Genomic DNA, 11,753 nt, shown 5'->3' on the forward strand with positions numbered 1-11,753 from the left:
AAGGCCGTTCCATGTCCCTGCTCAAGACCGTCGATACCGACCCGTCCTTCCCGCCACGCCAGGCCAAGGCCCTACCCGAACGGCTGATCGCCGGCGACCCCGCCTTCAAGACCTGGGCGCAGGATGCCGCCAAGGAAGACCTCGTCCATACCGGCGTCTGGGAGGCGACGCCGGGCGAGACACGCTCGATCAAGGGGGAGACCTTCGAGTTCTGCCACATCCTCTCCGGCGTGGTCGAAATCTCCCCGGATGGCGGCCAGCCGGTGACCTACCGTGCCGGCGACAGCTTCGTGATGAAGCCGGGCTTCACCGGCGTTTGGAAGACGATCGAAACCGTGCGCAAGATCTATGTGACGGTCGGGTAACCGATGCGCCTGGCGTTCCGCCACCGCGACAGATTTTGCCGTCCCGCGCGGGCTGCACGCAACAATCGTCCGCCGCGCTTCGCCGAACGACGCATGCTGCTTGCCCGCCCGCGCTAGGCTGCGGCCAACGCTGCTGAGTGGTTGCCCATGAGCCTGAGTTTCGATCCGGACACGGTTCCCCTGCCCGCCGGCCATTTCATCGGCGGCGAACTGATCGCGGCCGAGGGCGCGATCGAAATGCATCGCCCGTCGGACGGCAAGGCATACGCCGCCTGCCCCGTGGCCGGCGTGGACATGATCGACCGTGCGGTGGAAAGCGCCAAGGCCGCGCTGAAGGCGAGCAACTGGGGCGGCGTTCGCCCGCGCGAGCGCACCAGGGCGCTCCAAGCCTGGGCCGACCTGATCGAGGCGGAAGCCGAAACGCTCGCCCGGATCGAGGCGCTGTGCTCGACCCGGCCCATTGGTCAGGTGGTTGCCGGGGACATCGCCGTTACCGCCGAGCAGATCCGCTTCTTCGCCGAGTTCGCCGACAAGGAAGGCAGCGAACTGGTGCCGACAGACGACGCCAGTCTCGGCATGATCGTGAGCGAACCCTATGGCGTGGTCGGCGCCATCACACCCTGGAACTTTCCGATCTCGATGGCGGGATGGAAGCTCGGCCCGGCGCTGGCCGCGGGCAACGCCGTCGTGCTGAAGCCGTCGGAAATGACGCCCTTCTCGGCTATCCATATGGCAGAGCTCGCGGTCAGGGCCGGCCTGCCGGCAGGGCTGATCAATGTGGTCCTGGGCGACGGTCCGACGACCGGCACGGCGCTGACCGGCCATGCCGAGATCGCCAAGATCAGCTTCACCGGCTCGACCCGCGCCGGCTCGGCGATCATGGAGAATGTCGCCCGCACCGGCGTCAAGCCGATGACGCTGGAGCTTGGCGGCAAGAGCCCGCAGATCGTCTTCGCCGATGCCGATCTGGGCAAAGCGGCGACGGCGATCGCAGGCAGCGTCACCTACAACGCCGGCCAGGCCTGCGTGGCCGGCACACGACTGATCGTCGAGAAGAGCGTCGCCGACCGGCTGACGGCGGCGATCCTGGAGAAGATGAAGGCAGCCCGGCCCGGCCCGACCTGGGACGAGGCTACCCAGTATTCGCCGATCATCTCGGAGCGGCAGCGTGCGCGCGTCGACGGCATTGTGCGGGCCGCGGTCGAGGCCGGCGGCGAATGCCTGGCGGGCGGCGTCGCCATGGACAGCACCGGCTATTTCTACCAGCCGACACTGATTGCCAATGTCGATCAGAACAATCCGGCGATCGTCGAGGAGATCTTCGGCCCGGTCCTGACCGTCCAGAGCTTCGAGACCGAGGAAGAGGCGCTGACGCTGTCCAGCCATCCGACCTATGGACTGGCTTCCGGCCTGTTCACCTCCGACCTGTCGCGCACGATGCGTTTCGCGCGTAAGCTCGAAGCGGGCACCGTCTGGGTCAACCGCTACAGCCGCTCGCGCGACCACATCATGCCGACCGGCGGCTACAAGCGCTCCGGCATCGGCAAGGACCTTGGCCGCGAAGCCTATCTCGCCAATCGCAGGACCAAGAGCGTCCTGATCAGCCTGTGAAGAGACGCCGATGAAAACCTATTCGATCGCCCTTATCCCTGGTGACGGCATCGGCCGTGATGTCACCTCCGCCGCCTGGACGGTGCTGGAAACGGCAGCCAAACATTCCGGCTTTGGTTTGACGGGAACCGAATTCCCCTGGTCCTGCCGCTTCTTCAAGGAGACCGGCCGCATGATGCCGCAGGACGGTATCGAGACCTTGCGGGGCTTTGACGCCATCCTTCTTGGCGCCGTCGGCTGGCCGGCGGAGGTGCCGGATGCCGTCTCGCTCCACGGTCTGCTGCTGCCGATCCGCAAGGCGTTCGTGCAATACGCCAATATCCGCCCGCACCGCCTGCTGCCGGGCGTGACGAGCCCCCTCAGGGCCGAAAGCTTTGACATCCTTTGCATCCGGGAGAACACCGAAGGCGAGTATTCGGGCGCCGGCGGCCGCGTGCATCAAGGCACTGCGGACGAGGTCGCGGTCGAGACCTCAATCTTCACCCGCGCCGGCGTCGAGCGCATCCTGCGCTTCGGTTTCGAGCAGGCGCGGACGCGGCGAGGCAAGCTTGCCTCCGTCACCAAATCCAACGCGCAGAAATACTCGATGGTGTTCTGGGACGAGGTCACGCGCAAGCTGGCAGCGGAGTACTCTGACGTCACCGTGACCAGCTATCATGTCGACGCGCTCGCCGCCCGCATGATCATGGCGCCGGAGAGCCTCGACGTGGTCGTCGCCTCCAATCTGTTCGGCGACATCCTGACCGACATCGGCGCAGCGATTCAGGGCGGGCTCGGCTACGCCGCCTCCGCCAACATCAATCCCGATCGCTCGGCGCCGTCGATGTTCGAGCCGGTGCACGGCTCCGCGCCCGACATCGCCCATCTCGGCATCGCCAATCCGATCGCCGCCATCTGGTCCGGCGCGATGATGCTCGAGCACTTGGGCGAAAAAGACGCCGCCGGCCGCGTCATGGAAGCGATCGAGGCGACAACCGCTCGGGGCCTTGGAACCATTGCCGGCAAGGACAGCACGGACGCCATCACCGCCGCCGTCATCGCGGCGCTCAAATGATTGCAAGGTCGTTTTCGATGAAAGACTTGATAGACAAAACTCTCTTCCGCGAGGCCGGCTTGATCGGCGGCAAATGGGTCGCCGCCGCCTCCGGCGGGACGGTCGATGTTATTGATCCGGCGACCCAGGCCGCGATCGGCACGGTGCCAGACATGGCGGGACCGGAGACACGCGCGGCCATAGACGCCGCGGCTTCCGCCTATCGGGATTGGCGGAAGAAGACCCATGCCGAACGCGCTGCCCTGCTGGAGGCCTGGCATGGCCTGATGCTTGCGCATCTGGATGATCTCGCGCTGATCCTGACGACGGAACAAGGCAAGCCGCTGGACGAAGCCAAGGGCGAGATCCGCTACGGCGCTTCCTTCGTCAAATGGTTCGCGGAAGAGGCGCGTCGCATCAACGGCCACACCATTCCCTCGCCGGCGTCAGACCGTCGCATCATCGTGCTGAAGGAGCCGGTCGGTGTGTGCGGCATCATCACGCCGTGGAATTTTCCGAACGCGATGATCACCCGCAAGGTCGCGCCTGCGCTCGCGGCCGGTTGCACAGTGGTCGTCAAGCCGTCCGAGTTCACGCCCTATTCGGCGCTGGCGCTCGGCGTGCTCGCCGAACGGGCGGGCATTCCCGCCGGCGTCATCAACATCGTCACCGGCATGCCGGCCGGGATCGGCCACGAGATCATGGCGAACGAGACCGTGCGCAAGATCTCCTTCACCGGCTCGACGCGCGTCGGTTCGCTGCTGATGCGCGGCGCGGCCGATAGCGTGAAGCGGCTCAGCCTCGAGCTCGGCGGCAACGCGCCCTTCATCGTTTTCGACGACGCCGATCTCGACCTCGCCGTCGAGGGCGCGCTCGCCTCGAAATTCCGCAACGGCGGCCAGACCTGCGTCTGCGCCAACCGCATCCTCGTCCAGTCCGGCATCTATGGCGCTTTCGCCGCGAAGCTCACCGCCCGCGTTAACGCCTTGACGGTGGGGCCCGGCACTCAAGCCGGCGTCGCCATCGGACCGATGATCAACATGGCCGCGGTTGAGAAGATCAACCGCCACGTAGACGATGCGCTTGCCAAAGGTGCTGAGATAGTCACGCAGAGGCCGGCTCTGCCGGAAGGGCCGCAATATGTTGCCCCGCTGGTGCTGACTGGCGCGACAAACGACATGCAGCTCGCCGGCGAGGAAACCTTCGGTCCGGTCGCACCGCTTTTCCGCTTCGAAACGGAAGAGGAGGCGATCGCGCTGGCCAACGGCACGCCTTACGGGCTTGCTTCCTACTTCTACACCGAGAACCTGAAACGCGCCTGGCGCGTCGGCGAGGCACTGGAGTTCGGCATGGTGGGGCTGAACACCGGCTCGGTCTCGATGGAGGTGGCTCCCTTCGGCGGCGTCAAGCAGTCCGGGCTCGGGCGCGAGGGCGCCCAGGCCGGCATCGAGGAATATCTCGAGATGAAGAGCTTTCATATGGGGATAGGGGAGTAAGGCAGTACGGCAGCAGGGAAGACAGCACCTACTGCGCTACTGCGCTACTGCGCTACTGCGCTACTGCGCTACTGCGCTACTGCGCTACTGCCCAACTGCGCTACTGGACCCGGTCGAGCATCTTGTAATAGAGACCGACCACAGGCAGGAACCAGGGTTTGCCGGAGTAGCCGGGAATGGCAGGCCACTCGACGCCTTTCATCGGATTGCGATCCTCGCGGCCGAGCATGGCATCGGCCATGATCATGCCGAGATGGGTGGATAGCTGCGCGCCGTGGCCGGAATAGCCCATCGCGTACCAGACCCCGTCATGGTAGCCGGCGCGCGGAAAACGGTCCTTGGTCATATCGACGAGCCCGCCCCAGCAATAGTCGATCTCGACCTTGGCGAGCTGCGGGAAAATCGCCGCAAGGCTCGCCCGCAATATCTCTCCGCTTTTGGCGTCGGAACGCTGGTCGGAGGTCGCCGAGAAGCGCGCCCGGCCGCCGAAGATCAGGCGGTTGTCGGGCGAAAGCCGGAAGTAGTTGCCGATGTTCATCGAGGTCACGCATGTCCGGTTGCCCGGCATGGTCGCGGCGATCTCTGTGTCGCTCAACGGGCGCGTGGCGATGATGAAACTGCCGACGGAGATGATCCTGCGGCGGAAATAGCCGAAATTCGGCGTGGTGTAGGCGCCGGTCGCCACCAGCACGTTGTCGGCGCTGATCCGGCCGCTTGATGTGACCAGCTCATGCCTTTTGCCGGTCTGCTTGTGATCCGTCACCGCCGCGTTCTCGTGGATGACGGCGCCGTGACGAACGGCCGCCATGGCCAGGCCTGCCGCATAGCGGCCCATATGCATCATGGCGCTTTTCTTCGACAGCATCGCGCCATGGAAGGGCGAGCCGACCTCGGAGGTGAGATCGTTCGCCGACAGCAGCGCCGTATCCGGATCGACCTCGGCATGGACGGCTTCGAAGTTGCGGGCGATCGCCTCGAAATGCTGCGGCTTGGAGGCGAGCTTCAGCTTGCCGGCGCGGCGGAAATTGCAGTCGATGCCTTCCTCGGCGACCAGCGCCTCGATGGCGTCGACGGATGAGTCCAGCGCACGGTAGAGCGCGATCGCGCGTTCCTTGCCGAGTTCCGCCTTGGCCGAAAGGTAGCTGTGGGCGAGGCCGTTGTTCAGATGCCCGCCATTGCGCCCGGATGCACCCCAGCCCACGCGCTCCGCCTCCAGCACGACCACCTTGGCGCCGGCCTTCGCCAATTGGCGTGCGGCGGCGAGGCCGGTGAAGCCGCCGCCGATGATGGCGGCATCGTAATGCCCCTCGAGCGGGCCTTTCATCCCGCCGGAAAAGACGGGGGCCGTGTCGTGCCAATAGGAGACGAATTTCATCGGCAGCCCGCCTGTCTCAAAGCCCGACCACGCCCGGAAGACCAGAAATATTGGCGATCTCGACATAGCCGTAATAGGGGTTGGCCGGTTCGTGGCCGCGATTGACCCACACCTTGTTCTTGATGCCGAGATCGTGCGCCGACATCAGGTCGTAGCGGAACGACGACGAGCAGTGAAGGATATCTTCCGGGCCGCAGCCCAGCCTGTCGAGCATGTACTCGAACGCCTTGAAGCGAGGCTTGTAGGCCTGCGCCTGCTCGGCCGTGTAGACGGCATGGAACGGTGCGCCGAGCTTCTCGACATTGGACATGATCTGCGCGTTCATCGCATTGGAGAGGATGACCAGCGGAATTTCCTTGGCGACCTTCGCCAGGCCGGCCGGGACGTCCGCATGCGGCCCCCAGGTCGGGACGCGCTCATATACCATCCTGGCGTCGTCAGGGCTGAAGGCGACGCCGTTGCGCTTGCAGGCGCGCTCGAGCGCGTTATGGATGACGTCGGCATAAGGCTTCCAGTCGCCCAGGATCTCGTCGAGCCGGTAGGCCGCGAAGTTCTTGATGAATTCCAGCATGCGCGGCTGATCCAGCCGGCTGCCGTAGAGGTCGCGCGCTGCTTCCGCCATCTGGAAATTGGTCAACGTGCCGTAGCAGTCGAAGGTGATGTATTTGGGCCTGAAAGAAGCCATGTCCGTCGATCTCCGGTGGAAGCACATCCGCGTTGGATGTATTTCATCATAGGCCGGCCGGCGGCGGGCCACCTGACCGAAATGGGCTATTCGAAAGCAGAAAGTTCTGTATCCGTGGCCCGGTTTGGCACGCGATAGCATCTTGCCTGTCGATGGCAGTGCCGCCTCACGCCGTGAAACGCATCCGCCGGCGGTAGTGCAGCACAAGATGCGGCGCGCGCCCCGAGCAACGGCGAATGATACCGCCGAAGCCGAAACCTTCAGACGATCTGCGGCGCGCCGATGCCCGAGACTTGGGCGCAGACGGAAGGATGCCTCATGCAGCAGGGCGAAATCGCAATCCGGGCTTTCGGGCCGGACCACATAGAGGGCGCGGTCGCGCTTTCTCGCCAGGAGAATTGGCCGCACCGTCCGCAGGACTGGCAGATGGCGCTGCAGCTCTCCAGCGGCGCGGTCGCGCTCGACGACCAGGGCCGCGTCACCGGAACCATCCTGGTAACGCCCTACGGCACGGATTGCGCCATGATCAACATGGTGATCGTCGACAGGAACGCGCGCGGCAAGGGGCTCGGGCGCAAGCTGATGGAACAGGCCTTCAGCCTCGCGGGAAACCGTCCGCTGCGGCTCGTCGCGACAACGGACGGCATGCCTCTCTATGAGAAGCTGGGCTTCGTGCCGTCGGGCACCATCCTGCAACATCAGGGTAACGTCACGGCGCTTGGCATGCCCGATGGCGTGCAGGCCGCAGACACCGGCGATCTGCCGGAAATCAAGGCGATGGACCGCGACGCTTACGGCGCCAACCGTGAAGCCCTGATCGATGCGCTGGCCGAGCGCGGCGAATTCGCCGTCATCCGACGCAACGGCGCCATTGAGGCCTATGCCGCGGTCCGACCGTTCGGACGCGGCGAAGTAATCGGTCCGGTCATCGCCGGAGATGCTGATGCAGCGAAGGCTCTGATCGGCTTCTTCGCCGCGCCGCGCGCCGGCGCCTTCCTGCGCGTAGACACCGACAGCAGGACCGGCATCGCCGGCTGGCTCGGAGAAATCGGCCTCGCCCATGTCGGTGGCGGCATTGCCATGGATCGTCCGCCCAAGACGGGTTCGAAACACGCCAGGCCAAAGGTCTATGCCCTCGCCAACCAGGCGCTCGGCTAGTTCGGAGAAAAACAATGCTCGCCAATTCCCTGATCGAACTCGACCGCGCCCATCTCATCCATCCGGTCTCCTCATATCGCGGCCACGAGGCGCTCGGGGTGCGGGTGCTGAAATCGGCCAAGGGAGCAACCGTGACCGACGCGTCAGGCCGGCAACTCGTCGACGGCTTCGCGGGGCTCTGGTGCGTCAACGCCGGCTATGGCCACGACAGCATCGTCGAGGCGGCGGCCCGGCAGATGCGCGAGCTTCCCTACGCCACCGCCTATTTCGACCTCGGTTCTGAACCGGCCATCAGTCTCGCCTCCGAGCTGGCCGAGCGCGCGCCCGGTGATCTCAATCACGTCTACTTCACGCTCGGAGGCTCCGACGCGGTCGACAGCACGATCCGTTTTGTCCGCTACTACTGGAATGCCAGGGGCGAGCCGAAACGCGACCAGTTCATCTCCATCGAGCAGGGCTATCACGGATCCTCGGTGGTCGGCGCGGGCCTCACCGCCCTGCCCGCCTTCCACGCCGGTTTCGGCATTCCCTTCGAATGGCAGCACAAGATCCCCTCGCCCTATCCGTATCGCAACCCGGTGGGCGAGGACGGCAACGCGATCATCGCCGCATCGCTCGCCGCGCTGAAGGCCAAGATCGAGGAGATCGGGCCGGAGCGGGTCGCAGCCTTCTATGCCGAGCCGATCCAGGGCTCGGGCGGCGTCATCGTCCCGCCGAAGGGCTGGATCAAGGCGATACGCGAACTCTGCCGGGAATACGGCATCCTGTTCATCGCCGACGAGGTGATCACCGGCTTCGGTCGCACGGGACCGCTGTTCGCCTGCACGGAGGAGGACATCGTCCCCGATTTCATGACGACCGCGAAGGGGCTGACGTCCGGCTATGTTCCGATGGGCGCCGTCTTCATGGCCGATCACGTCTACAATGTCATCGCCGACGCTGCGGGCAACGCGGCGGTCGGCCATGGCTACACCTATTCCGCCCACCCGGTCAGCGCCGCCGTCGCGCTTGAGGTGTTGAAGCTTTATGAAGACGGACTTCTGGAGAACGGTGTCAAGGCCGGCGCCCGCCTGATGGCGGGGTTGGAAAGCCTGGAGGACCACCCGCTGGTCGGCAATGTGCGTGGCCGCGGCATGCTCGCCGCAATTGAGCTGGTGGTCGACAAGGAAAAGAAGACGCCGCTTCCCGCCTCGGCCATGCCGGCCCGGCGCGTCTTCGACAGGGCGTGGGACAACGGCCTCATCATCCGCGCGTTCGCCCATGGAGTTCTCGGCTATGCGCCCCCGCTCTGCTGCACGGACAGCGACGTCGATGCGATCGTCGAGCGCACGCGCCGGACGCTGGACCAGACGCTGGACGATCCCGATGTCCGCAAGGCACTGGCATGACCGGCGCCCGATTTTTCGCATCTCGAAATATCGCCGGGGCAGACGATTTCGCAATTTTGTGCCGCGGCCCCGCGCCAATTCGGCGAATCCAGCGCGGGGGAAGTGCCAGACTGCTTTTACGACAAGGCCAGAGAGCCCAGGTTTCCGGGCTTTTGAAACAGGCCGACGCCCCGGACAGCACGGAATTTTGTTCTGTTCATCGCATGCAATTCGACCGCGCGCAGAGGAGAGCCAGTCTTGGCCAGGGGCTTTAGCGAATTCAAATATATGACCTTCGATGTTGTCGGCACGCTGATCGACTTCGAAGGCGGCATCACGACCTGCCTGGCCGGCATTGCCGCCGAGGCCGGTGTTTCCATCGACGGCGAGGAAGCGTTGAGCCTTTACCGACAGGCTCGCTACATGCCCGATGCAGGCCTCTTCCCGGACGATCTCGTACGCGTTTACATGGTCATTGCGCCGCGGCTCGGCCTGCCGGCCGATGACAAATACGGCGTCCGCCTGCGCGATTCCGTGAGCTCGTGGAAAGGCTTCCCCGACAGCGCGGCTGCATTGGCTGACCTTGCGAAGACGCACAAGCTGATTGCCATGACCAATGCCCAGCGCTGGGCGCTCGATCATTTCGAGAAGCAACTCGGATCACCCTTCTTCGCCACCTTCACAGCCGACGATACCGGCACGGAGAAGCCCGACCCGGCCTTCTTCCATAAGGTCTTCGATTTCGTGTCGTCCCGCGGCGACAGCAAGGACGACATCCTGCACGTCGCGCAAAGCCAGCATCACGACATCGGCATCTCCCGGGCGCTTGGCATGACCAATTGCTGGATCGAGCGCCGTCATGCCCAGAAGGGCTATGGCGGCACGATCGAGCCCGAGCGCTTCACCGTGCCCGACTACCACTTCACCTCAATGGCCGCCTTCGCGGCAGCCGTGCGGGAAAGCCTGAAGGAACGAACCTGAGCCCAAGCCCGGAAAGCCGCATCAAGACGCGCATCCCGACGAAACAACCGAAAGGGGAATGAACATGACCGACAAGATCACGAACTGGACCAGCGCAGACGATGCCATGGTCGAAAACGCCATCCGGCGGGGCGCAAGCCGCCGCGAACTCCTCAAGATGCTGCTGGCCGGCGGCGCCGCGGTTGCCGCGGGCAGCGTGGTGCTCGGCCGTGCCACCAATGCTCTCGCCGCGACGCCGGTCTCCGGCGGAAACTTCAAGGCGGCCGGCTGGTCGTCGTCGACCGCCGACACGCTCGATCCGGCGAAGGCGTCGCTCTCCACCGACTATGTCCGCTGCTGCTCGCTCTACAACCGCCTGACTTTCCTCGACAAGGACGGCAAGACGCAGATGGAGCTGGCCGAAAGCTTCGACAGCAAGGACGCCAAGACCTGGACCGTGAAGCTGCGCAAGGGCGTCACCTTCCACGACGGCAAGGACCTCACCGCCGACGACGTCGTCTTCTCGCTGAAGCGCCACCTCGACAAAGCGGTCGGTTCCAAGGTCGCCAAGATCGCCGCGCAGATGACCGGCTTCAAGGCGGTTGACAAGTCGACGGTTGAAATCACGCTCGCCGATCCGAATGCCGACCTGCCGACCATCCTGGCCCTGCACCACTTCATGATCGTCCAGGACGGCACCTCCGACTTCTCCAAGGGCAACGGCACCGGCGCCTTCGTGCTGCAGACGTTCGAGCCGGGCGTCCGTTCGGTGGTCACCAAGAACAAGAACTACTGGAAGTCGGGCAAGCCCTATCTCGACTCCTTCGAGTTCATCGCCATCACCGACGACAGCGCCCGCGTCAACGCCCTGATTTCCGGCGACATCAATTTTGCGGCCTCGATCAATCCGCGCTCGATGAAGCTGCTGCAGAGCCAGCAGGGCTTCGAACTGTCGAAGACGACATCGGGCAACTACACCGACCTCAACATCCGGCTCGACATGGATCCGGGCAGCAAGGCCGACTTCGTGGCCGGCATGAAGTATCTCGTCAACCGCGAGCAGATCGTCAAATCGGCATTGCGCGGCCTCGGTGAAATCGGCAACGACCAGCCCGTCTCGCCGGCGAACATCTTCCACAATGCCGACCTCAAGCCGAAGGCTTTCGATCCGGACAAGGCGAAGTTCCACTTCCAGAAGGCGGGCGTCCTCGGCCAGTCCATCCCGGTGGTCGCGTCCGACGCGGCAACCTCGTCGATCGACATGGCGGTGATCATCCAGGCGGCCGGCGCGGATATCGGCATGAAGCTCGACGTCCAGCGCGTTCCGTCCGACGGCTACTGGGACAATTACTGGCTCAAGGCGCCGGTTCACTTCGGCAATATCAACCCTCGCCCGACGCCGGACATCCTGTTCTCGCTGCTTTACGCCTCCAACGCGCCATGGAACGAGAGCCAGTACAAGTCCGAGAAGTTCGATAAGTTGCTCGTCGAGGCGCGCGGTTCTCTCGACCAGGCCAAGCGCAAGGAAATCTACAACCAGATGCAGGTCATGGTCGCCGAGGAGGCCGGCACCATCATCCCGGCTTACATTTCCAACGTCGACGCCCTATCCAGCAAGGTGAAGGGTTTGGAAGCGAACCCGCTCGGTGGCATGATGGGCTACGCAATGGCCGAATACCTCTGGCTCGAAGCCTGAGAGGCGC

At 64.6% G+C, this 11,753-nt stretch carries 10 protein-coding genes; 8 read left to right on the forward strand and 2 right to left on the reverse strand.

Annotation, left to right across the window (positions count from 1 at the left end):
• Positions 1-11 precede the first annotated feature (11 nt).
• The 4 genes from EJ067_RS08080 (at position 12) to EJ067_RS08095 (ending at position 4,505) form a co-directional block, all read left to right on the forward strand.
• Positions 12-365 carry a cupin domain-containing protein gene (locus EJ067_RS08080; RefSeq protein ID WP_126085484.1) on the forward strand — a complete coding sequence of 118 codons (354 nt, stop codon included), beginning with the start codon at positions 12-14 and terminating at the stop codon, positions 363-365.
• Positions 366-512: 147 nt separating this feature from the next.
• A complete protein-coding gene (locus EJ067_RS08085; protein WP_126085485.1) occupies positions 513-1,976 on the forward strand; it encodes an aldehyde dehydrogenase family protein in 1,464 nt (487 codons plus the stop codon).
• A gap of 10 nt (positions 1,977-1,986) precedes the next feature.
• Positions 1,987-3,030 carry a tartrate dehydrogenase gene (locus EJ067_RS08090; RefSeq protein ID WP_126085486.1) on the forward strand — a complete coding sequence of 348 codons (1,044 nt, stop codon included), beginning with the start codon at positions 1,987-1,989 and terminating at the stop codon, positions 3,028-3,030.
• Between the two features lie 17 nt (positions 3,031-3,047).
• On the forward strand, positions 3,048-4,505 hold the full coding sequence (locus EJ067_RS08095; RefSeq protein ID WP_126085487.1) for an NAD-dependent succinate-semialdehyde dehydrogenase: 1,458 nt from the start codon (positions 3,048-3,050) through the stop codon (positions 4,503-4,505).
• Positions 4,506-4,605: 100 nt separating this feature from the next.
• On the opposite strand, the gene EJ067_RS08100 is transcribed toward EJ067_RS08095, so the two are convergent.
• Both EJ067_RS08100 and EJ067_RS08105 read right to left on the reverse strand, forming a co-directional pair.
• Positions 4,606-5,880 carry an FAD-binding oxidoreductase gene (locus EJ067_RS08100; protein WP_126085488.1) on the reverse strand — a complete coding sequence of 425 codons (1,275 nt, stop codon included), beginning with the start codon at positions 5,878-5,880 and terminating at the stop codon, positions 4,606-4,608.
• Positions 5,881-5,896: 16 nt separating this feature from the next.
• On the reverse strand, positions 5,897-6,565 hold the full coding sequence (locus tag EJ067_RS08105; protein WP_126085489.1) for a haloacid dehalogenase type II: 669 nt from the start codon (positions 6,563-6,565) through the stop codon (positions 5,897-5,899).
• A 318-nt stretch (positions 6,566-6,883) separates the two neighbouring features.
• Between EJ067_RS08105 and EJ067_RS08110 the strand changes: the two genes are divergently transcribed.
• The 4 genes from EJ067_RS08110 (at position 6,884) to EJ067_RS08125 (ending at position 11,746) form a co-directional block, all read left to right on the forward strand.
• Positions 6,884-7,723: a GNAT family N-acetyltransferase gene (locus EJ067_RS08110; protein ID WP_126085490.1), complete on the forward strand. Its 840-nt coding sequence runs from the start codon at positions 6,884-6,886 to the stop codon at positions 7,721-7,723.
• Between the two features lie 14 nt (positions 7,724-7,737).
• Complete coding sequence (locus EJ067_RS08115) at positions 7,738-9,111, forward strand: aspartate aminotransferase family protein (RefSeq protein WP_126085491.1); 1,374 nt, start codon at positions 7,738-7,740, stop codon at positions 9,109-9,111.
• Between the two features lie 237 nt (positions 9,112-9,348).
• A complete protein-coding gene (locus EJ067_RS08120; RefSeq protein WP_126085492.1) occupies positions 9,349-10,071 on the forward strand; it encodes an HAD-IA family hydrolase in 723 nt (240 codons plus the stop codon).
• Positions 10,072-10,135: 64 nt separating this feature from the next.
• Positions 10,136-11,746: an ABC transporter substrate-binding protein gene (locus EJ067_RS08125; protein WP_126085493.1), complete on the forward strand. Its 1,611-nt coding sequence runs from the start codon at positions 10,136-10,138 to the stop codon at positions 11,744-11,746.
• Positions 11,747-11,753 lie beyond the last annotated feature (7 nt).

This window comes from Mesorhizobium sp. M1D.F.Ca.ET.043.01.1.1 (genome assembly GCF_003952385.1).
GTDB lineage: Bacteria > Pseudomonadota > Alphaproteobacteria > Rhizobiales > Rhizobiaceae > Mesorhizobium.